Genomic DNA, 20,165 nt, shown 5'->3' with positions numbered 1-20,165 from the left:
ACACCCCAGCATGCAAACCGAACTCGCACCCGAATTCCAGGGTACTCCCGACGGTCGCGAAGCCGAGGCGATCCTGCGCAAGTGCGTGCACTGCGGCTTCTGCACGGCCACCTGTCCGACCTACCAGTTGCTCGGCGACGAACTCGACGGGCCGCGCGGGCGCATCTACCTGATCAAGCAGGTGCTCGAAGGCAAGGCGCCGACGCGCAGCACGCAGCTGCACCTCGATCGCTGCCTGACGTGCCGCAACTGCGAGAGCACTTGCCCCAGCGGCGTGCAGTACGGTCATCTGGTCGACATCGGCCGCAAGATCGTCGACGAGAAAGTGCCGCGACCGGCATTCGAAAGCGCCGTGCGCTGGACGCTGAAGGAAGGACTGCCGTCGCCGCTGTTCGGGCCGGCGATGAAGCTCGGCCAATCGTTGCGCGGCTTCTTGCCCGGCAAGCTCAAGGCCAAGGTGCCCGCGCCGCGATCCGCCGGTGCGTGGCCTGCGCACACGCACGCTCGCAAGATGCTGATGCTCGCCGGTTGCGTGCAGCCTTCGATGTCGCCCAACATCAACAGCGCGACCGCGCGCGTGCTCGACGCAGCCGGTATTCAGGTCATCGTCGCGCCCAACGCGGGTTGCTGCGGCGCGGTGAAGTTTCACCTCAACGACCACGACGGTGGCAAGGCCCAGATGCGCGCGAACATCGACGCATGGTGGCCGCAGGTCTACAGCGGTGAGGTCGAGGCGATCGTCATGAATGCATCGGGCTGCGGAGTGACCGTGCGCGAATACGGCCACATGCTGAAGGACGACCCTGCCTACGCCGCAAAAGCGGCACGCATCAGCGCGCTCACAAGGGATCTGAGCGAACTGCTGCCCGAACTCTCCGCATCGCTGAAAGCGCGCGTCCGGGCGTCGTCCGGCGTGATCGCCTACCACCCACCCTGCACGCTGCAGCACGGGCAAAAGCTGCGCGGCGGTGTCGAGATGCATCTGCGCACGATGGGCTTCGACATCCAGGTCGCACAGAACGAGGCGCATCTCTGCTGCGGATCGGCCGGCACCTATTCGGTGCTGCAGCCTGAACTGGCCTACCCCCTGCGGGACCGCAAGCTGGGCCATCTCAACCAGCTCCAGCCGACCGCCATCGTGTCGGCCAACATCGGTTGCATCACTCATCTGCAAAGCGGCAGCGAAGTGCCTGTGCGGCACTGGGTCGAGTTGCTCGACGAAGCGCTGGCCCCTGCCTCGGCAGCCTGATCGGACAGGAACTGGGGGTCTGGTCTGACCCCAGCGCAGCCCGGGCGGCGTGAGCATTTTCTGGTGTTCATTCCGGGAGTGATTCGATGCAAGCTTTTTTCCAAACTGTTGCGCGCACCGCCGCCGTGTGCGCGTGCTCACTTGTTCCATGGATGGCGCAGGCCCAGCCCCCTGCAGTGCATATGTCCGAGGATGGCGGCGCGCAGTATGTGTGCGGTGGCGTGGGTTCGGACGAATCCGTCGCGATGCGGGCTGCCATGAAGGACCATCCGCTGTCGCTGCTGTTCGCGCGTGCAAGCGGCGCCTACCTGGCCGACGTGGCTGTGACGGTCAAGGACGCGGGCGGCACCACCGCACTGGCGATGCGCGCCAGCGGGCCTGTCTGCCTCGTGGATCTTCCGGCGGGGCGCTACACCGTCGAGGCGGAGAGCGAGGGCGTCCTCAAGACCCAGGTCGTGATGCTGGGCAGCGGATCGAAAACAGCCGATTTCCGGTTCTGACGTTCTGAAGACGTTCTGAATCTCAGGCCGCCAATGCGGCCTCGATGTCGCGCGTGATGGATTCGGGCTTGTCCAGCGGCGCGTAGCGTTTGACCACCTGGCCGTCCTTGCCGATCAGGAACTTGGTGAAGTTCCACTTGATGGCCGTGCTGCCGAGGAAGCCCGGTGCTTCCTTCACGAGCCACTTGTAGAGCGGCGCCGCGCCCGATCCGTTGACGTCGATCTTTTCCATCATCGGAAAGGTCACGCCGTAGTTCTGGGTGCAGAAGGCGCCGATTTCCTCGTTGGTTCCGGGGTCCTGGTGGCCGAACTGATTGGACGGGAAGCCCAGCACCGCCAGGCCCTTCGACTTGTATTTCTCGTAGAGCACCTCCAGCCCCGCGAACTGGGGCGTGAAGCCGCATTGGCTGGCCGTGTTGACGATCAGCAGCACCTTGCCCTTGAACTTGGAGAGCGGCACGGGCTTGCCATCGATCTGGCGGGCTTCGAAGTCATAGACGCTGGTCATGGCATGTCCTCCTGGAAATCAGAGCGTCGATCATCGTCGCCACTTGGCGTTCGCGCAAACGCGGACCACGCGGCCGCCAGCACGATCAGCGCGCCGCCGATCCAGATCCGCGCGTCGAGCGTGGCGGCGCCCAATGCGACCGACGAGACACTTGCGAACAGCACTTCGGACAGCATGATCACCGAGGTCGCGTTGGCCGCGAGACGCGCGGCGCCGTACTGCAGGCAAATGTTGGCGATCACGAAGCCGCCCCCCAGCACCAGCGCCCAGCCCCACCACCCGGTGTCGCCGAGCGGGGGCGCCGGAATCGCCGCCACGAGGGTGCCGGCCATGGCTGTCACGCCGGCCACCAGCGCGCAGCCCCCGAACATCGCCAGCGCGCGCGATTCGCCCGGTGCCGCGCGCAGCCGGCGCAACAGGATGTTCGTCACCGCGAAGCCGAAACCCGCTGCCACGCCGAGCCAGTCCGGCAGGCTGGAGGGGATCGGCCAGTCCGTCTCCGGCGTCTTCAGCACCACCGCCACGCCGACCAGCGCAAGCGCCACCCGCGCCAGCGCCGATAGCGTCGGGCGCTCGCCCAGAAAGATCCACGCGAGCAGCACGATCCACAGCGGCATCAGGTAGAACAGCAGCACCACCCGCACTACGTCGCCTTGCGTCACCGCCCAGTTGAAGCCGACGTTGGTGAACCCCGCTGCCAAGCCCAGCAGCACGAGCGCGGGGTTGCGCACAAAGACGTGCCACATGCTGCGGCGCAGCAGCACGATGGCGAGCGTGATCGCGGCGTAGATCAGGCACGTCGCCCACACCGGATGCAGGCCATGGCTTTCGATCTGCCGGAAGGGAAACCACGAAACGCCCCAGACGAAGGCGTTGAAGATCAGCGCAATGGCGGGCAAGACTGTTCCGGACCCGCGTTCAGTGGTGCTTGTCGCTGCGTGCGATGGCGAGCAGGTGCTCGACCTCTTCGGGGTACTTGCGAAGATTGCTCTGGTGCCAGCGCTTGATCAGCCACATGAACCCTGCCACCACGATACCGAAGGCGGTGATGGCCGAATAGGCCGACATGCCGATCCCGGTGCATGCGCTGTAGAACGCGCCGAGCACCAGGATGCAGGCCTGCTCGTTGAAGTTCTGCACCGCGATCGATCGCCCGGCGCCCATCAGGTTGTGGCCGCGGTGCTGGAGCAGCGCGTTCATCGGCACCACCAGGAACCCGCCCAGCCCGCCGAGCAGGATCAGGAAGGGCACGGCCAGCCAGATGTTGCCGATGAAGTTCATGCCGATGACCAGCACGCCCATGCCGATGCCCATCGGGATCACGCGGGTCGCCATGTCGAGCCGCATGCGCACCGATGCCACGATCGCGCCGACGGCAGTGCCGATCGCCACCACGCCCGTCAGCGACGAAGCCTGCGCCGTGTTGTAGCCCAGTGCCAGCGAGGCCCAGGCGAGCACGATGTACTTGAGGTTGCCGCCCGCGCCCCAGAACAGCGTGGTGGTGGCCAGCGAGATCTGGCCGAGCTTGTCGCGCCACAGCCGCGAGTTGCAGTGCCAGAAATCGGGCAGCAGTGCGGCCATGTTGCGCACGAAGCCGTGCTGAGGATTGGCGCGCAGCGGACGCATCTCCACGCCGGTGTCCGGGATGCGGGTGTTGAACCAGGCGGCCACCACATAGACCAGGATCAGCGTCGAGATCGCGGCTTCGGGCGGCGTCCTGACGCCGGTGTCGATGAAGGGGAAGTCCAGCGCCAGCAAGTGGCTCGAGAGGGCATGGCTCACCAGTTGCCCTCCGAGCACGATGCCGAGAATGATCGAAGCGATGGTCAGGCCTTCGATCCAGCCATTGGCCTTGACCAGTTGCGAGGCCGGAAGCAGCTCGGTCAGGATGCCGTACTTCGCCGGCGAGTACGCCGCCGCCCCCAGGCCGACGATCGCGTATGCCATCAGCGGATGCGAGCCGAACAGCATCGTCACGCAGCCGACCACCTTGATGGCGTTGCTGATGAACATGACCTTGCCCTTGGGCAAGGCGTCGGCAAAGGCACCGACGAGCGGCGCGAGCGCGACATAGAAGACGGTGAAGATCGGGACCAGCGCCGCGCGCTGCCACTCGGGCGCGCCGCTGCTTCGCATGAGTTCGACAGCAGCGACAAAGAGCGCGTTGTCGGCCAGCGACGAGAAGAACTGGGCCGACATGATCGTATAGAAACCGCGCTTCATCGATGGCTGACTGGCCGGCAACGAGGGGTCCGGCGATTGTGGAAGAGGGGCCGCTTCAGCGGCGGCTGCGCGGTTATAGCATGGGGGTGCGGTGTCAAAATGGCGCGATGTCCCCGTAGCGTCGGGCTCATTTTTGTGAGTGTTTCCTGCTTTTTCCAGGGTTTATTTTCGTGCCGCGTCCGATCCTTGCCACTGTTCATCTTTCCGCACTGCAGCACAACCTCGACCGCGCGCGCCGAGCGGCGCTTGATTCGCGCGTCTGGGCCGTCGTCAAGGCCAACGCCTACGGACACGGCATCGAACGAGTGTTCGAAGCATTCCGGGGCGCCGACGGCTTCGCGCTCCTCGACCTGGCCGAGGCCGAACGCGTGCGTGCGCTGGGCTGGCGCGGGCCGGTGCTGCTGCTCGAAGGCGTCTTCGACGCCCGCGACCTCGAACTCTGTTCCCGCCTCGACCTTTGGCATGTGGTGCACTGCGACGCCCAGATCGACTGGCTGGCGGCGCACAAGACGCAGGTGCCGCAGCGCGTGTTCCTCAAGATGAACTCGGGGATGAACCGGCTGGGCTTCACGCCTGATCGCTTCCGTTCGGCATGGACGCGCCTGAACGCGCTGCCGCAGGTCGACGAGATTTCGTTGATGACGCACTTCAGCGACGCGGACGCCGACCGCGGCATTGCCCATCAGATGGAGGCTTTCGAGCGCGCCACGCAGGATCTGCCCGGTGAGCGATCGATCGCCAACAGCGCCGCCACGCTGCGCCATTCGCACGGCACGCGCGCCGACTGGGTGCGGCCGGGCATCCTGCTGTACGGCAGCGCGCCGGATTTTCCCGAGCATGACATCGCGCACTGGCAGCTTCAGCCGGGCATGACCCTGTCGACCAAGCTCATCTCCGTGCAAACCCTGAAGGCCGGCGACGCCGTCGGCTACGGATCGAGATTCACCGCCGACGGCCCGCTGCGCATCGGCGTGGCGGCGGTCGGCTATGCCGACGGCTACCCGCGTCATTGCGGCACCGGCACGCCGGTGTTGGTGAACGGCGTGCGCACGCGCATCGTCGGGCGCGTCAGCATGGACATGGCCACCATCGACCTCACCCCGGTGCCCGACGCCGGCTTCGGCAGCGAAGTCATCCTGTGGGGGCGCGCGTCCGGCGGCGCGGTGCTGACGATCGACGAGGTGGCGCAGGCCGGCGGTACCGTGGGCTACGAACTCATGTGCGCGGTCTCGCAGCGCGTGCCTGTCGTGGTCGGCTGACAGTCGGATTCGCTTGAGGATCCTTTCCGGCTGGCGCTCGTTGCGCATCCGGGGAGACGCTGCGCGACAGCGCAACCTTGTGCAGCAGTTCGATCAACATCATGCGCTCGGCCGTCGACAGATTGCCGAGCGCTTCTTCCTCGCCTTCCAGCACTGATCGGGTGGCCTTGCCTGCGAGCGCCGCGCCCGCCGGCGTGGTACGCAAGTACTGCGCCCTGCGATCGGTCGCATGGGGGGTGCGCTGGATCAAGCCTCGCCGCTCGAGTCTCTCGATCCATGCCGTGATGTTGGGCGCCGTCACCGCGAGCGCCTTGGCCAGGCGGGCGGCCGACACATCCGGGTTTTCGTGAATCAGGCTGAGCACCGTGTACTCGACGGGGCGCAGATCGAATGAGCCTCCCACCCGGCCGGCAAACACCGCGTCGGTCACGATCGTCGCCTGTGCGAGTTGGTAGCCCAGCACAAGGTGCAGGGAGGCTTCGACCAGCCGGCCGGCGGGCGTGGCGTCCTGCGGGGTGCTTCTGTTCTTGGGCATCCGACGAATTGTCGCGCGACTCTCATTGCTTCATTGGATGAACTTCATTCGATTCAGCGATGCCATTGGATGCTTGATTAGCTAGTGGAAAACCATGAAAAGTTACTACACATAGTTAAATAAACTAACTAGATGACGCTGTTTGCATGCGTCAAAGGAGACATTCTTGAAGACCCCTGCATCACTAACGCTGGTCGTTGTCGCCTCCCTGTTGGCCGCTTGCGGCGGCGGCGGAGGTGGCGGCTTCCTCTCTCCAACGCCCGCCACGGGCACGTCAACAGCCGGGACCAGCACAACGGGAGACAGCAATTCCGGGGACGGCAACTCCGGAAGTACCAATTCCGGCGGTTCGACGACGCCGGTCGAGACATTGCCGGTCCTCGGCGTGGCCACCGGCGCAGCGCTGGGCAACTGCGCCTCGCTCGCCGGCTTCAGCTTTGCCAACACGACGATCACCGCGGCGAACTCGATCGCAGCGGGCACCCTGAAGGTCGCCGGCAAGTCCATCGATGCGCATTGCCAGGTGCGCGGCACCATGTACTCCCGAACCAGTTCGGTCGATGGTCAGAACTATGCGATCGGCTTCGAGATGCGCTTGCCGCTGAACTGGAATGGGCGCTTTTTCTATCAAGCGAATGGCGGTGTCGATGGCAGCGTCGCCACCGCCACCGGGGCGGTGAACGGAGGTGGCGGCCTGAACAACGCCCTGAACATGGGTTTTGCCGTCATCAGTTCCGACGCGGGCCACCAGGCGCCGACGCCGTTCTTCGGCATCGATCCGCAGGCGCGCCTGGACTACGGCTATCAGGCGGTTGCAAAGCTCACGCCGATGGCGAAGGCGCTGATCGCGTCGGCCTATGGCAAGGGGCCGGATCGTTCGTACTTCGGCGGCTGCTCCAACGGGGGCCGACACACGATGGTCGCCATGTCCCGCTATCCGGACGACTACGATGGCTTCCTGGTGGGCGATCCCGGTTTCAGGCTTCCTCTGGCGGCTTCGGCGAACATCGTCGGTGCCCAGAACTACAACGCCTTGGCGACCACACCCGGCGATCCGGGCACGGGCTTCACGCAGGCCGAACGCACGCTGGTCTCCAATGCGGTGCTGGCCAAATGCGATGCGCTTGATGGATCGGCCGATGGGCTGGTTCAAGACACGGCCGCCTGCCAGGCCGCCTTCAACCTCGATCGCGATGTCCCCACCTGCAGCGGCACGCGTGACGGCACTTGCCTGAGTGCGGACCAGAAGCAGCGGATCGGTCGGCTTTTCGCGGGCGCGCTCGACGGAAACGGGCAGAAGTTCTACGCCAGCTTCCCCTTCGATGCAGGGGTGAACACCAACGGCTGGGCGTCGTGGAAGTTCTCAAACTCGCTGAACCTCGATTCGGGCGCGGTGGGGTTCATCTGGCAAGTTCCGCCTGAAACCCAGGCAGGCTTCAATGGTCCGAACTTCACGCTCACCACCAGCATCGACTCGATCCTCGCGAAGATCACCGCGACGAGCGCGCTCTACACCGAGAACTCGCTGTCGTTCATGACTCCGCCGAATCCTGCGGACCTGAGCCGACTCAAGAAGCGCGGCGCAAAGGTGATGGCCTATCACGGCACGAGCGACCCGATCTTCTCGAGCGACGACACGCAGCATTGGTACGACCAGCTCATGGCGGCCAATGGGGGCGACGCTTCGAACTTTGCCCGCTTCTATCGCGTCCCCGGCATGAACCACTGCAGCGGCGGTCCCGCGACCGACCAGTTCGACATGCTCACGCCGCTCGTCAACTGGGTCGAGAAGGGCGACGTCGTCGATACCGTCGTGGCTTCCGCGCGCGGCACGGGCAACGCGGGTGGCGTGAATGCCGACGTTCCGGCAAGCTGGGCACCTGATCGCACCCGGCCGCTTTGCGCCTACCCGAAGGTCGCGCGCTACAAGGGCAGCGGTGACATCGAGAAGGCGGAAAACTTCAGCTGCCAATAGGCCCCGGGGCGGTGCGCGCGATGCGCACCGCTGAGCGGATTCAGTAGAGCCCCAGCTGCCGCGCCCTCAAGCGCGAAAGCCCCAGCAGTGCATCGGTGAACGGCGTCTGCACGTCGGCCAACTGGCCGAGTTCGCGCACTGCCGACACCAGCGCATCGAGCTCCACCGCGCGCCCGGCTTCCACGTCCTGCAGCATCGACGTCTTGAATGCGCCCAGCTTGCGTGTGACGGCATGCCGGTCTTCGGGACTCTCGGCAATCGGCACGCCGATGCGCGCGCCGATCTCGCGGGCCTCCAGCATGATCGTGGAGATCAGGCCGCGCACCAGGTCGTCGTTGAGGATCAGGTCGGTCGTGGCGCCGGTCAGCAGGCTGATCGGGTTGACCGTCATGTTGCCCCACAGCTTGTACCAGACATCCTTTTGAATCTGCGGCGAGAGCTTGGTGTCGATGCCCGCGCGCACCAGGAGGTCGCGCAGTGCCTCCGCACGCGGCGTGGCCTGGCCGGAAGGTTCGCCGACGATGAGGCCGTTGCCGAAGTGATGCCGCACCACGCCGGGCGCGTCGAGCGAGCAGCTCGCATGCACCACGCCGCCGACCACGTGCTTCGCCGGAATCGCCGCGTCGATCTTTCCGCCCGGATCGACCGCTTGCAATTGACCGCCGGCCACGCTGCCGCCGAAGCCACCTTGCAGGAACCACCACGGCACGCCGTTCATGGCAGTGAGCACGATGGTGTCGGGCCCGAGCAGCGGCGCGATCCGTTCCGCGACGGCGGGCAGTGCCGGCGCCTTCACCGCGACGACGACCAATTGCTGGACGCCGAGCGCGGCTGGATCGTCGCTGGCGTTCACCGGCACCGACACACGCGAGTCGCCGCTCACCAGCGAAAGCCCGTCGCGCTTGAGCGCGTCGAGCGTCGCACCGCGCGCGACCACATCGAGTTCGCAGCCCGCCTGCGCGAGCTTCGCGCCCATCCAGCCGCCGATCGCGCCGGCTCCGTAGATGCAAACTTTCATGGTTCGGTTGGGTTCAGTGGGGTTCAGTGGGGTTCAGTTTTTATACGAGCCGTCGATACGGTCGACCTGGCGCACCAGCGCATCGAACACGTCCTTGCCCGCACCGTGGTTCGGATTGAACTGCAGCGCATCGCGCGTGCATTTTCGGGCGATGTCCTCGGGCACGGGAATCGCCGCGCCCATCGAGAACGTCGCCATCTGGATCTCGCAGGCGCGCTGCAGCGTCCAGAGAATGGCAAAGGTCTGCGGCAGCGTCCGGCCCCAGGCCAGCAGGCCGTGATTGCGCAGGATGACGGCGTTGCGGTTGCCGATGCTCTTGAGCAGGCGCGGTCCTTCGTCGGCGTGGATCGTGATGCCCTCGAAGTCGTGGTACGCGACCATGTCGTGCAGTTGCGCCGTATAGAAATTGGTCTGCTGCAGTCCGCCCTGCAGGCAGGCCACGGCCACGCCGGCCGTCGTGTGCATGTGCATCACGCAATGTGCGCCGGGCAGGCCGTCGTGGATGGCGGCGTGCACCGTGAAGCCGGCCGGGTTCACCGGATGCGGCGAGCCGTCGAGCACCTTGCCCTGGAGGTCGATCTTGACGAGATTGCTCGCCGTCACCTCGCTGTAGTGCAGGCCGAAGGGATTGATCAGGAACTGCTTCTCGCCGCCCGTCACGCTGTCGGGCAACCGCACCGTGATGTGGTTGTAGATCATCTCGGTCCAGCCGAGCATCGCGAACACGCGGTAGCAGGCGGCGAGTTCGAGCCGCGCGGCGTGCTCGTCGGGGTGCATGTCGGGATGGCCTGTCGCGGAGAGGGGCGTGTCGAGTCGGGTGTTCATGATCGATTCCTCCTAGTAGGTGCCGCCGGTCGCCAATGTCGCCTTGGCGCCGCCCTTGAAGCGGGCTGCCAGCGCGGTGGTGGTGCGCACCAGCAGGTTGGTGTCCAGCCCGACGGCGACGAAGAGCGCACCCAGGTCGAGGTACTTGCGGGCCTGCGTTTCGTCGGGCGTCAGGATGCCCGCGGCCTTGCCGGCGCGGCCGATGCGCGCGATGGCATCCTCGATGGCCGACTGCACTTCGGCATGGCCCGCGTTGCCGATGAAGCCCATCGACGCCGACAGGTCGGCAGGGCCGATGAAGACGCCGTCGACGCCATCAACCGCAGCAATGGCGTCCAGATTCGCCAGCGCCTCGCGCGACTCGGCCTGCACCAATAGGCAGACCCGGTCGTTGGCTTCCTTCGCGTAGGCCGGGAAGCGGCCCCATCCCGACGCGCGCGCGCCCCCCATGCCGCGGATGCCCTGCGGCGGATAGCGCATCGCGCGGACGATGGCCTTCGCCTGCTCCGGCGTGTCGACCATGGGCACCAGCAGCGTCTGCACGCCGAGATCGAGGTATTGCTTGATCAGCGCCGTGCCGGCATCGCCGTGGCCCAGCGGCACGCGCGCGATGGCGTTGACGCCCGGATAGGCCGCGATCGCCTGCGCCTGCTGCAGGATGCTCTGCAGCCCGTTGGGCGAGTGCTCGCCGTCGATCAACAGCCAGTCGAAGCCGGCGCCTGCGCAGATCTCCGCGCTGTAGGCATCGGCAAGGCCGAGCCAGAGGCCGATCTGGGCGCGCTTCTCGATGAGCGCCTGCTTGAAGAGATTCGTGGGGGTTTGCATGCTGTTCCTTCAAATGAAGCGGAAGGCGATGGCGCCGAGCGGGCCGTAGTCCGCGTGGAAGGTATCGCCCGGCAACGCCGGGGTCGGCCGCGTGAACGAACCGCCGAGGACGACCTCGCCGGCTTCCAGGCATTCGTCCCAGGGCGCGAGCTTGTTGGCCAGCCAGGCGACGCCGGTCGCGGGATGGTTGAGCACGGCGGCGGCGACGCCGGATTCCTCGATCACGCCGTTCTTGTAGAGCAGGGCGCTCACCCAGCGAAGATCCACTGCGTCGGGCTTCACCGGTCGGCCGCCGGTCACGATGCCGGCATTGGCCGCGTTGTCGGCGATGGTATCGAACACCTTGCGCATGACCTTGGTGTGGCGGTCGAACTGCTCGATGCGCGCGTCGATGATCTCGATGGCGGGCACGACGTATTCGGTGGCAGCGAGCACATCGCAGATCGTCACGTTCGGCCCCTTCAGCCGCTTGCCGAGCACGAAGGCCAGCTCCACCTCGACGCGCGGCGCGATGAAGCGCGTGAAAGGGATGTCGCCCTGCTCGAAGAACATGTCGTCGAGCAGCGTGCCGTAGTCGGGCTCGGTGATCTGGCTGGCCTGCTGCATCGCGCGCGAAGTCAGGCCGATCTTGTGCCCCTTGACGACGCGGCCTTCGGCGATCTTGGCCTTCACCCATTCGCGCGAGATCGCATAGCCGTCCTCGATGGTCATCTGCGGAAAGCGCTTGGAGAAGTGCTCGACTTGCACGCGCGACTTCTCGCTCTCGTGAAGTTCGGCGGCGAGCTGCTGGATGACGTCTGGAGCGAGCATGTTATTTGTTGAAGAGAGGATGCAGATTGCTGTGCTTGCCGTCGTAGACCTGCCCGGGGCTTTCGTCGATGTTCAGCGTGATGCCGATGTGCCGCTTGTCGAAGATCGGCGCGAAGTGTCGCTTCACCTGATCGAGCAGCGCATCGCCGACGTGCTTCTTGACGGTCGCGCTGCGGCCTGCCGCCATGCGCAGGTTGAGGTAGACGAAAGCGTAGTCCGCCTTGCCGTCCGCCACCGCGTAGTGCGCGGCCGGGTAGGCGAGCACGCGCGTGCCGCCGGTCGGATAGACCTGCTTGCCGTCTTCGTCGCGCTGTTCGAGCATGGTGTCGGCGAGCGTGCGGCAGAGTGCCGGCATGTCGGTCTCCGGCTCGATGTTCGGGGTGTAGAGGATGACGAGATGCGGCATGGATTTGGACCTTCTCAGGCAGTGGTTGCATTCGCAGGCAAGGGCGTGACCGGGAAGATCGCATTGATCTGCCCCGTGCCCGAACTGCCGAAGTAGGGCGTGACGATCTCCGCCGGCGCCTCGTACTGGTCCCAGCCGAGAAGGCCGAGCAGCATCGCGGTGTCGTGCATGTCGCCTTCGCCCCAGCACTTGTCGGCGTACATCGGCAACATGCCGATGAAGGTCTTCCAGTCGCCCGCCTTCCAGAGTTCGACCACGCGGTGGTCCACCTGTTCGAGGAACGGATCGTAGACCTTGTGCATGAATTCGGGTGCGCGGCCGTTGTCGGCGAAGTGGTGCGAGAGCGATCCGCTCGCGAACACGGCCACCGTGCCGTCGTAGCGCTCCTCGATGGCGCGACGCACCGCCAGGCCGAAGCGGCCCGACTCGCGCAGGTCGTGCCAGTCGCACCAGCCGCTGATGCTGATCACCTTGTAGTGCTGATCCGCGTTCATGTAGCGCATCGGCACCAGCGTGCCGTACGCCAGATCGAGCGTCGTGTCGCTATGGGCGCGGCTCTTCACGCCCATCTCGTTGGCCATGTCGCCGATCAGGTGGCCGAGCTGCGGATTGCCCGGATACGCATAGGGCATGTTCTTGATGAAGTGCGGCAGTTCGTTGCTCGTGTAGATACCCTCGAACTTCGGGCCGCAATTGATGTGGTATTCGCTGTTCACCTGCCAGTGCACGTCGAAGACCACGATGGTGTCGACGCCGAGGGCACGGCAGCGCCGGTCGATCTCCTTGTGGCCGTTGATCGCAGCGTCGCGGCAGCCGAAGTTCGGACCGGGGAACTCCGACAGGTACATCGACGGCACGTGCGTGATCTTGGCTGCGAGTGCGAGCTTGCCCATCTCAGACTCCCCAGTGCGGAATGTGATGCGAACCCAAGGACACCGCCACGTTCTTCGGCTCGCAGAAGACTTCGTAGCTCCACGTGCCGCCTTCGCGCCCGGTGCCGGAAGCCTTGGTGCCGCCGAAGGGCTGGCGCAGGTCGCGCACGTTCTGGCTGTTGACGAAGCACATGCCCGCTTCGACGGCGGCGGCCACGCGATGCGCACGGCCGATGTTCTCGGTCCACACGTAGCTCGACAGGCCATATTGGATGTCGTTGGCAAGCCGGATCGCATCGGCCTCGTCCTTGAACGGAATCAGGCATGCGACCGGCCCGAAGATCTCGTCCTGCGCGATCTTCATGCGGTTGTCGACGTCGGCGAACACGGTGGGGAGTACGTAGTTGCCCTTCTTCACGCGGTCCGGCAGCTCGGGCGCGCCCAGGCCGCCGCACAGCAGCGTCGCGCCTTCCTTCGGGCCGAGCTCGATGTAGCTGCGCACCTTGGCAAGGTGCGCCTGCGAAATCATCGGACCGACGATGGTCTTTTCATCGAGCGGGTCGCCAACCGAGATGCGCTTGGCGCGCTCGACGAACTTCGCCACGAAGTCGGCATAGATCGACTGCTGCACCAGGATGCGCGAGCCCGCGGTGCAACGCTCGCCGTTGTTGCTGAAGATCATGAACACAGCCGCGTCGAGCGCGCGGTCGAGGTCGGCGTCGTCGAAGATCACGAAGGGGCTCTTGCCGCCGAGTTCCATGCTGAACTTCTTGAGGCCTGCACTCTTGACGATGCGGTTGCCGGTCGCCGTCGATCCTGTGAACGAAATCGCCCGTACGTTCGAGTGCGCCACCAGCGGCTCGCCGGCTTCCTTGCCGTAGCCGTGCACGAGGTTCAGCACGCCGGGCGGAATGCCCGCTTCGAGCGCAAGCTCGCCAAGACGCGCGGCCGTCATCGGCGAGAGCTCGCTCATCTTGAGCACTGCTGTGTTGCCGAAGGCGAGGCAGGGCGCGACCTTCCACGTTGCGGTCATGAAGGGCACGTTCCACGGCGAGATCAGCGCGCAGACGCCCACCGGGTGGAACAGCGTGTAGTTCAGGTGCGTCGGGGTCGGGTAGGTGTGGCCGTCGACGCGCGTGCACATCTCCGCGAAGTAGTAGAAGTTGTCGGCTGCGCGCGGCACCAGCTGCTTGCCGGTCTGCGCGATCACCTGGCCGCAATCGTTGGTCTCCGTCTGGGCGATCTCCGGCACGTTCTTCGCGATGAGGTCGCCCAGCTTGCGGATCAGCTTCGCGCGCTCAGGCGCGGGCATGCCGGCCCACTTGGGAAAGGCTTCCTTCGCGGCCGCGACAGCGGCGTTCACTTCGGCTTCGCCGCCCGAGGCGACTTCGGCCAGCACTTCCTGCGTGGCGGGATTGACGGTCTGGAAATAGTCGCGGCCCGCGACCGGCTTGCCGTTGATGAGGTGATCGATCTGCATTGAATATCTCGTTCGGTTTCGTTGGGCGTCGCCGCTCAGGCGGCTGCAATGGTGTTGACCAGCGCGCCGATGCGCTCGATCTCGGTCACGATGACGTCGCCGGGCCGGCAGTCGACCACGCCATCTGGCGTGCCCGTAAGGATCAGGTCGCCCGGCGCCAGCGTCATGAAGCTGCTGAAGTACTCGATGAGGAAAGGCGCATCGAAGATCATGTCCTTCGTGTTGCCCGACTGCGTCACCTTGCCGTTGACGGTCGTCTGCAGCGCCAGCGACATCGGATCGGGCACGTCCGCGGCATCGACCAGCCAGGGGCCGATCGGCGTACAGGTGTCGCGGTTCTTCACGCGCAGGTTGGGGCGATACCAGTTCTCGAGGTAGTCGCGGATCGCGTAGTCGTTGGCCACGGTGTAGCCGCCGATGAAGTCGTAGGCATCGTCGCGGCGCACCTTGCGCGCGGTCTTGCCGACGACGATCGCGAGTTCGCATTCGTAGTGCATGAACTGCACGTCCGACGGGCGATAGGTGAGCTGACGGTGCCCGGTGAGCGTGCTCTCGCCCTTGACGAAAACCAGCGGCTCTTCGGGCGCCTTGAACTCGAGTTCCTTGGCGTGGTCGGCGTAGTTGAGGCCCAGGGCGAGGATGGTGCGCGGGCGCGGCGTGGGCGCCAACGGCGGCAGCCACGAAACGGCGTCCAGCGCCACGAGGCGGCCATCGGCCAGCAGCAGTTGGCCTTCTTTCTCGACGGCGTCGTGCACCGCCCCTTCGAACAGGATGCGTGCGCGCTTCATGCTTCTTCCTTCACGAGCGTGTTGACGAGCGTCTCGAAGCCCGCGCCGCTGATCTCGATGCGGTCGCCGGGCCGCGCCAGCGGACGGCCGGCGTCGCAGCCCAGCATCAGCACGTCGCCGTGCTGCAGCGTCATGAAGGCGCCGACATCGGACAGCAACTGCTCGGCGTTGCGCACCGTCTGCGAGAAGTCCACCGACTGGCGCAGTTCGCCATTGATGCGCACTTCGAGCTTGAAGTCGGCGGGATCGGCGACGTCCTGCGCGTCACGCATCGCGGGGCCGATGCCGAGGAAGCCGTCCAGGCACTTGAACTTCACCGGAGGCCGGAAAAAGCTCGTGTGCGGAATCGAGAGATCGTTCATCAGCACGAAGCCTTCGACGTCGTTGTCCGGGCCGATCACCATCGCGACGGTCGCGCCGACCTCGACCTCCGGCACGCGCACCGGCACCGCGATGGCGCTGCTGTTCGGGCTCCAGGTGTTGGCTGTCTTCACGTAGAGGATCGGCGCCTTCGGCGGAGCCTTGTAGGGGGGCTGGTCCATCTGCGGCGCGAGTGCTTCGACTTCCTTGCGAAAGTTCAGCAGCACGCCGTAGACGGTGCCCGTTGGGAGAAAGCTCATGGTTGTTCCAATGCGATCAGTTCGTCGAGCAGCGCGTAGATCTGCTCGAGCTTGTCCTTGCCCAGCGTCTCTTCCATCCACTTGTAGTGCGCTTCGATGCTGGTGGAAAGGCGCTTGACCAGTTTGCGGCCATGGGCCGTGGCCTCGATGACGGTGCAGCGCTGGTCCTCGGGATCGCGGCTCCGCGTGATGAGCCCGTCGCGCTCCATGCGCGCCAGCACGCCGGTCAGGCTGGGTCCGAGGATGAAAGCCTCGCGCGCCACACGGCCTGTTTCAACCGCGCCGTGTTCGCCCAGCACGCGCAGCACGCGCCATTGCTGGTCGGACAATTCATGCTCGCGCAGGCTGGGGCGCGTATGGGCCATCACGGCCTCTCGCGCTTGCAAGAGCAGGCGCGGAAGATTGCGGTGCGCGAAAGTGGTCGTCATGAAGCCCTCATTTACTTAACATGTTAAATGATCGGCTTGTGACCCCTCCTCGGGTTAACCCTCGTGGCCCCTCGGAACGATCAGTCGATCGTCGTGCCCGAGAGGCGCACCACCTCACCCCAGCGCTTGGCTTCGGTCTTCATGTAGGCGGCCAACTCGGCGGGCGTGCTCGATCGCGATTCGAGCCCTTCGCGCTCCAGCTTCTGGCGCAGATCGGGCTGAGCGAGGATCTTCGCGATTTCGCGGCTGTAGCGTTCGGTGATTTCGGCTGGCGTGCCTGCGGGCGCGACGATGCTCTGCCATGCCACGGCCTCGAATCCGGCCGTGCCGGGGATTCCGGATTCGGCCACCGTCGGCACTTCGGGCACGGCGCTCTGGCGCTTCAGCGAAGTGACGGCGAGCGCGCGCAGCTTGCCGGTGCGCACATGCTGCAGGGCCGGCGCGATGTCCGTGAACATCAGCTGGATCTGGCCGCCCAGCAGATCGGTCAGCGCCAGGGCGCTGCCCTTGTAGGGCACGTGGCTGAGATTGATGGAAGTCGCTGCCTTGAACATCTCGGGCCCCAGGTGCTGCGGACTCCCGTTGCCGGCCGATCCGTAACTCAATGCATCGGGCTTGGCTTTCGCGAGCGCCACCAGTTCGGCCAGCGAGTTCGCCTTCACCGAAGGATGCACCACCACCATGAGCGGCACCGCGCCGATCAGCCCCACAGGCGCGAAGTCCTTCGCCGGGTCGTAGGGCAGCTTCTTGTAGAGCCATGGGTTGATGGCGAGCGTCGTGCTGGTCGCCACGAGCAGCGTATTGCCGTCCGGTGCAGCGCGGGCGACCTGGCTGGCGCCGATCGCGGTGCCGGCGCCCGGCTTGTTGTCGACGATGACGGTGCGGCCGAGGGCAGTGCCGAGCTGCTGCGCGATCAGCCGGCCCAGCATGTCGGTGGTGCCGCCCGGCGCGTAGGGCACGACGATGGTGATCGGCCGGTCGCCCTGCGCGAGGACCCACGATGGCCCGGCTGCGCAGACAGCGGTGGACAGGGTGCCGATGCGGCGGATGACTTGACGGCGGTTCACTGGACGGTCTCCTTGTCTTTCTCTTCGAGTTGCAGCGCGGCGGGCGTTCCGGCGCCGCGCACGAGGTCGATCAATGCGAACGGATCGGCAGGCACCGCATCGCTGCGCCACGCCACGTGCTGGTCGGGCCGCGACAGCACCAGCTTGCGGTCGTAGAGTGTCTCGGCGTCGGCGGCGCGAAGGTCGAGCACCGTCAACGGCACGCCGCGCGAAGCTGCAGCGGCTTCGATCGAACGGACATCGACATTCGGATCGCGCCGCAACAGCGTGTAGCCTGTGCCCATCGCATCGTAGAGCGATCGGCCATCGTCGAGCCAAAGATGTGGCGTGCGGCAGCCGGGCACGGTCGATGGCGTGAAGGTGGCCATGGTGTAGGCCGGCGCCGGTTCGCCGTCGTAAGCGATCAGCGGCGAACGATCATAGAAGTAGCCGAAATTGAGCCCGCCGCAGCAATACTGCTGCACGTTCAGGTCATAGAGCGCACGCCCGGTGGCTTCGCGCAGCGCGTCGCCTTCCGCGCCCGGCGCTTCGATGCCCGCAGGCACGCCCTCGCGCTGACGTTGCAACGCAATCGCGTGGTTCATCGCAAAGTTCGACACCTGCTCGGTGATCGGCTGGCGCTCCGCTTCGTACGCATTCAGCGCGGCCTCCGTTGCCCAGCCTTGCAAACGGCCCGCGAGCACCCACGACAGATTCATCGCATCCGCGATCCCTGCGTTCATGCCGTAGCCGGCCATCGGAATCCACAGGTGTGAGGCATCGCCGCAGATGAACACGCGCCGGTCGCGGAACCGGTCGGCCACCAGTCGGCGTCCGATCCAGTCCTCCTTCGAGATGATCTCGTACTCGAACTCCGGGCCGACCCCCAGGATCTCGCGAATGGCCCAGTCGCGGTCGACCGCCTCGAAGTCCGTCTCGTCCGCCAGCAGATAGTTGTGCAGCAGCCAGGTCTCGCGCCCGTCGATGGCGTAGACGTTGCCACAGCGCCGTGGATTGAGCGAAAAGGTGGCCCAGGCAGGCGCGTGCTTCAGCAGCCCAAGCAGCGCCGGCGCGCGGAAGTAGGTCGATTGCACGCGGCCGACGACATCGGTGCCGTGCAACTGCGCGCCGATCTTCTTGCGCACCATCGAGCGCCCGCCGTCGCAGCCGATCATGTAGCGGCAGCGGATGCGCACCGGCCGCCCGTCGTCGAGATCGACGCCGTTCGCCCACACGCCCTCATCGTCCTGCGTGAAGTCGTCGATGCGCGTCCGGTTGCGGATGCGCAGGCCCGGCACCGCTTCGGCATGCGCGAAGAGCACCGGCTCCAGATAGATCTGGTTGATGCGGTGCGGCGGCTCCGGCGTCGGCCACCACGTGTCGGGGCCGCCCGTTGCGGTGTAGCGGTCGCGGCGCGCGGGAATCGGGATGCGCGACAACTCGTCGCCCGTCATCGTCGTGCGGTAGGCCACGTCGTTCGGGTAGTCGGCTGGCAGGCCGCTGTCGCGCAGCTTGGCGGCAACGCCCAGCCGGCGAAAGATCTCCATCGAGCGCGCCGACACGTGGTTGCACTTCACGTTCGGCGGCTCACCGCGATGGCGGGTCTCGGCCACCAGCACGTCGATGCCGCGCTGCGCCAGATCCATCGCCAGCGTCAGGCCGACGGGGCCGGCGCCGACAATCAGCACCTGCGTTTCGAGTTCTTCACTCATTGCTCGTTGTCTCCAGGAATCTCAGCCGGCGATTAGATGCCGATGTGCGCCGGCTCAAAAATGAAGCTTTCATGGCGATTCATAAAAAACCGTTATCTATGCGAGGTGTGCCCTCCGTGCGGCAGTTGCGCGCCTTCGTCGCCGTGTATCACAGCGGCCAGTTGTCGAGCGCGGCGGACCAGCTTGCGCTGACGCAGCCGGCGGTCAGCGTGCTGCTGCGCGAATTCGAGCAGCGCATGGGCCTGCGCATGTTCGATCGCACCACGCGCTCCTTGCGCAGCACCGAGGCCGCCGACCAGGCCATCGTCTTCGCTGAGCGTGTGCTGGCCGACCTCGACGCGCTCGGTTCTGCCATGACCGACCTCGCCAGCGGCCGGCATGGCCGCGTGCGCGTGGCCGCCACGTCGACCATCGCGCAGACCCTGATGCCGAAGGCCATGCAGCGCTACTTCGGCACCCATCCTGATGTGCAGGTCAATATCGACGACTGCGCGCCCGGTCAGTTCGTCGAACGCATCCAGAGGGAGCAGGTTGATTTCGGCGTCGGCACGCTCGACGGCAAGGTCGCGGGGCTGGAAGAGCGCGTCTTCGTGCGCGACCATCTGAGCGTCATCGTCGACCGCGAGATGCGACTTTCATCGTCTCCGCAGATCTCGTGGAAGCAATTGGCCGCGCATCCGCTGATCACCGTGAAGCCGGGCTACGGCGTGCGCGGCAGCATCGACCGCGCCGCCGCCCAGGCGGGCGTGGAACTGAAGATTGCGCACGAGGTGACCTTGCTTGGCACTGCGCTCGCGATGGCAGCGAGCGGACTCGGCGCTTCGGTGCTGCCCGCATCGATACTCGCGCACGCGAGTTACCCGAATCTGGTGGCCAGGCGACTTGTGCGACCTACGGTGGCGCGCAACATCGCGGTCGTGGTCAAGCGCGGCCGGTCACTGTCGCCAGCCGCCGAGGCCTTCGCGGAACTTCTCGTGCGCGAATTCGGCGCGAGCCACTGAGTGCGCCTCCCGGCACTCGACGTCTGCACCGAGTGCGATTGGCTGAATCGTTTCTCATTGTTGGCAAAGCTACCAATTTGCCAAC

Annotated in this window: 21 protein-coding genes; 5 read left to right on the top strand and 16 right to left on the bottom strand. The window is 65.8% G+C overall.

From position 1 onward, the window contains the following. Positions 1-10 precede the first annotated feature (10 nt). Positions 11-1,249 carry a glycolate oxidase subunit GlcF gene (gene glcF / locus AC1DHL_RS27160; protein ID WP_478164019.1) on the top strand — a complete coding sequence of 413 codons (1,239 nt, stop codon included), beginning with the start codon at positions 11-13 and terminating at the stop codon, positions 1,247-1,249. Between the two features lie 86 nt (positions 1,250-1,335). Continuing rightward, positions 1,336-1,749 (top strand): carboxypeptidase-like regulatory domain-containing protein, encoded by a 414-nt coding sequence (locus AC1DHL_RS27155; protein WP_478164018.1) that lies wholly within the window; start codon positions 1,336-1,338, stop codon positions 1,747-1,749. 22 nt (positions 1,750-1,771) lie between these two features. Here the strand turns inward: AC1DHL_RS27155 and AC1DHL_RS27150 are convergent, their stop codons facing one another. From AC1DHL_RS27150 to lplT, 3 genes are read right to left on the bottom strand one after another with little or no spacing between them, the layout of a single operon-like run. Beyond that, entirely contained in the window at positions 1,772-2,257 is a 486-nt protein-coding gene (locus AC1DHL_RS27150) for a glutathione peroxidase (RefSeq protein WP_478103564.1), read from the bottom strand. Next, on the bottom strand, positions 2,254-3,156 hold the full coding sequence (locus AC1DHL_RS27145; protein WP_478164017.1) for a DMT family transporter: 903 nt from the start codon (positions 3,154-3,156) through the stop codon (positions 2,254-2,256). The genes AC1DHL_RS27150 and AC1DHL_RS27145 overlap by 4 nt, the downstream gene beginning before the upstream one ends. A 19-nt stretch (positions 3,157-3,175) precedes the next feature. After that, positions 3,176-4,480 (bottom strand): lysophospholipid transporter LplT, encoded by a 1,305-nt coding sequence (gene lplT, locus AC1DHL_RS27140; RefSeq protein ID WP_478103567.1) that lies wholly within the window; start codon positions 4,478-4,480, stop codon positions 3,176-3,178. 170 nt (positions 4,481-4,650) lie between these two features. On the opposite strand from lplT, the gene alr reads away from it, so the two are divergent. Further along, positions 4,651-5,739 carry an alanine racemase gene (gene alr / locus AC1DHL_RS27135; protein ID WP_478164016.1) on the top strand — a complete coding sequence of 363 codons (1,089 nt, stop codon included), beginning with the start codon at positions 4,651-4,653 and terminating at the stop codon, positions 5,737-5,739. Here the strand turns inward: alr and AC1DHL_RS27130 are convergent. Further along, the gene (locus AC1DHL_RS27130; RefSeq protein WP_478164015.1) at positions 5,696-6,274 is read right to left on the bottom strand and encodes a MarR family winged helix-turn-helix transcriptional regulator; all 579 of its coding nucleotides are present in this window, start codon (positions 6,272-6,274) and stop codon (positions 5,696-5,698) included. The two genes, alr and AC1DHL_RS27130, sit on opposite strands and share 44 nt — an antisense overlap. Before the next feature lie 166 nt (positions 6,275-6,440). On the opposite strand from AC1DHL_RS27130, the gene AC1DHL_RS27125 reads away from it, so the two are divergent. After that, complete coding sequence (locus tag AC1DHL_RS27125) at positions 6,441-8,249, top strand: tannase/feruloyl esterase family alpha/beta hydrolase (RefSeq protein WP_478164014.1); 1,809 nt, start codon at positions 6,441-6,443, stop codon at positions 8,247-8,249. A 40-nt stretch (positions 8,250-8,289) separates the two neighbouring features. Here the strand turns inward: AC1DHL_RS27125 and AC1DHL_RS27120 are convergent, their stop codons facing one another. From AC1DHL_RS27120 to AC1DHL_RS27065, 12 genes are all read right to left on the bottom strand, one after another. Further along, positions 8,290-9,267, bottom strand: a complete 978-nt coding sequence (locus AC1DHL_RS27120; RefSeq protein ID WP_478164013.1) for a 2-dehydropantoate 2-reductase — start codon at positions 9,265-9,267, stop codon at positions 8,290-8,292. 33 nt (positions 9,268-9,300) lie between these two features. Continuing rightward, positions 9,301-10,092 carry a class II aldolase/adducin family protein gene (locus AC1DHL_RS27115; protein WP_478103574.1) on the bottom strand — a complete coding sequence of 264 codons (792 nt, stop codon included), beginning with the start codon at positions 10,090-10,092 and terminating at the stop codon, positions 9,301-9,303. Between the two features lie 12 nt (positions 10,093-10,104). Continuing rightward, a complete protein-coding gene (locus AC1DHL_RS27110) occupies positions 10,105-10,917 on the bottom strand; it encodes an aldolase/citrate lyase family protein (protein WP_478103575.1) in 813 nt (270 codons plus the stop codon). A 9-nt stretch (positions 10,918-10,926) separates the two neighbouring features. After that, positions 10,927-11,727: a 2-oxo-hept-4-ene-1,7-dioate hydratase gene (hpaH, locus tag AC1DHL_RS27105; protein ID WP_478164012.1), complete on the bottom strand. Its 801-nt coding sequence runs from the start codon at positions 11,725-11,727 to the stop codon at positions 10,927-10,929. Between the two features lies 1 nt (position 11,728). Continuing rightward, the gene (locus AC1DHL_RS27100) at positions 11,729-12,133 is read right to left on the bottom strand and encodes a 5-carboxymethyl-2-hydroxymuconate isomerase (protein WP_478103578.1); all 405 of its coding nucleotides are present in this window, start codon (positions 12,131-12,133) and stop codon (positions 11,729-11,731) included. Positions 12,134-12,147: 14 nt separating this feature from the next. Next, a complete protein-coding gene (gene hpaD, locus AC1DHL_RS27095; RefSeq protein ID WP_478103579.1) occupies positions 12,148-13,026 on the bottom strand; it encodes a 3,4-dihydroxyphenylacetate 2,3-dioxygenase in 879 nt (292 codons plus the stop codon). Position 13,027: 1 nt separating this feature from the next. Then, a complete protein-coding gene (hpaE, locus tag AC1DHL_RS27090) occupies positions 13,028-14,485 on the bottom strand; it encodes a 5-carboxymethyl-2-hydroxymuconate semialdehyde dehydrogenase (protein ID WP_478164011.1) in 1,458 nt (485 codons plus the stop codon). 35 nt (positions 14,486-14,520) lie between these two features. Further along, positions 14,521-15,273: a fumarylacetoacetate hydrolase family protein gene (locus AC1DHL_RS27085; protein ID WP_478164010.1), complete on the bottom strand. Its 753-nt coding sequence runs from the start codon at positions 15,271-15,273 to the stop codon at positions 14,521-14,523. Beyond that, positions 15,270-15,893: a fumarylacetoacetate hydrolase family protein gene (locus tag AC1DHL_RS27080; RefSeq protein ID WP_478164009.1), complete on the bottom strand. Its 624-nt coding sequence runs from the start codon at positions 15,891-15,893 to the stop codon at positions 15,270-15,272. The genes AC1DHL_RS27085 and AC1DHL_RS27080 overlap by 4 nt, the downstream gene beginning before the upstream one ends. Next, a complete protein-coding gene (gene hpaR, locus AC1DHL_RS27075) occupies positions 15,890-16,321 on the bottom strand; it encodes a homoprotocatechuate degradation operon regulator HpaR (protein WP_478164008.1) in 432 nt (143 codons plus the stop codon). Before hpaR ends, AC1DHL_RS27080 begins: the two co-directional genes overlap by 4 nt. 80 nt (positions 16,322-16,401) lie before the next feature. Beyond that, a complete protein-coding gene (locus AC1DHL_RS27070) occupies positions 16,402-17,388 on the bottom strand; it encodes a Bug family tripartite tricarboxylate transporter substrate binding protein (protein ID WP_478164007.1) in 987 nt (328 codons plus the stop codon). Further along, positions 17,385-19,079 (bottom strand): FAD-dependent oxidoreductase, encoded by a 1,695-nt coding sequence (locus AC1DHL_RS27065; protein WP_478164006.1) that lies wholly within the window; start codon positions 19,077-19,079, stop codon positions 17,385-17,387. The genes AC1DHL_RS27070 and AC1DHL_RS27065 overlap by 4 nt, the downstream gene beginning before the upstream one ends. A 116-nt stretch (positions 19,080-19,195) precedes the next feature. Here AC1DHL_RS27065 and AC1DHL_RS27060 point away from each other — a divergent pair, with 116 nt between their 5' ends. Next, positions 19,196-20,080, top strand: coding sequence for a LysR family transcriptional regulator (locus AC1DHL_RS27060; protein ID WP_478164005.1), 885 nt, complete (start codon positions 19,196-19,198; stop codon positions 20,078-20,080). The last annotated feature ends 85 nt before the right edge of the window (positions 20,081-20,165 follow it).

The organism is Variovorax sp. 10L426 (genome assembly GCF_056395305.1).
Note: the sequence above shows the minus strand (reverse complement) of the source record. Positions and strands in the feature narration are given on the sequence as shown.

Excerpts from the sequence above, each read along its gene's own strand:
- glcF (WP_478164019.1), top strand. The coding sequence starts at position 11 with ATGCAAACCGAACTCGCACCCGAATTCCAGGGTACTCCCGACGGTCGC.
- AC1DHL_RS27155 (WP_478164018.1), top strand. The coding sequence starts at position 1,336 with ATGCAAGCTTTTTTCCAAACTGTTGCGCGCACCGCCGCCGTGTGCGCG.
- AC1DHL_RS27150 (WP_478103564.1), bottom strand. The coding sequence starts at position 2,257 with ATGACCAGCGTCTATGACTTCGAAGCCCGCCAGATCGATGGCAAGCCC.
- lplT (WP_478103567.1), bottom strand. The coding sequence starts at position 4,480 with ATGAAGCGCGGTTTCTATACGATCATGTCGGCCCAGTTCTTCTCGTCG.
- AC1DHL_RS27130 (WP_478164015.1), bottom strand. The coding sequence starts at position 6,274 with ATGCCCAAGAACAGAAGCACCCCGCAGGACGCCACGCCCGCCGGCCGG.
- AC1DHL_RS27120 (WP_478164013.1), bottom strand. The coding sequence starts at position 9,267 with ATGAAAGTTTGCATCTACGGAGCCGGCGCGATCGGCGGCTGGATGGGC.
- AC1DHL_RS27115 (WP_478103574.1), bottom strand. The coding sequence starts at position 10,092 with ATGAACACCCGACTCGACACGCCCCTCTCCGCGACAGGCCATCCCGAC.
- AC1DHL_RS27110 (WP_478103575.1), bottom strand. The coding sequence starts at position 10,917 with ATGCAAACCCCCACGAATCTCTTCAAGCAGGCGCTCATCGAGAAGCGC.
- hpaH (WP_478164012.1), bottom strand. The coding sequence starts at position 11,727 with ATGCTCGCTCCAGACGTCATCCAGCAGCTCGCCGCCGAACTTCACGAG.
- AC1DHL_RS27100 (WP_478103578.1), bottom strand. The coding sequence starts at position 12,133 with ATGCCGCATCTCGTCATCCTCTACACCCCGAACATCGAGCCGGAGACC.
- hpaD (WP_478103579.1), bottom strand. The coding sequence starts at position 13,026 with ATGGGCAAGCTCGCACTCGCAGCCAAGATCACGCACGTGCCGTCGATG.
- hpaE (WP_478164011.1), bottom strand. The coding sequence starts at position 14,485 with ATGCAGATCGATCACCTCATCAACGGCAAGCCGGTCGCGGGCCGCGAC.
- AC1DHL_RS27085 (WP_478164010.1), bottom strand. The coding sequence starts at position 15,273 with ATGAAGCGCGCACGCATCCTGTTCGAAGGGGCGGTGCACGACGCCGTC.
- AC1DHL_RS27080 (WP_478164009.1), bottom strand. The coding sequence starts at position 15,893 with ATGAGCTTTCTCCCAACGGGCACCGTCTACGGCGTGCTGCTGAACTTT.
- hpaR (WP_478164008.1), bottom strand. The coding sequence starts at position 16,321 with ATGACGACCACTTTCGCGCACCGCAATCTTCCGCGCCTGCTCTTGCAA.
- AC1DHL_RS27065 (WP_478164006.1), bottom strand. The coding sequence starts at position 19,079 with ATGAGTGAAGAACTCGAAACGCAGGTGCTGATTGTCGGCGCCGGCCCC.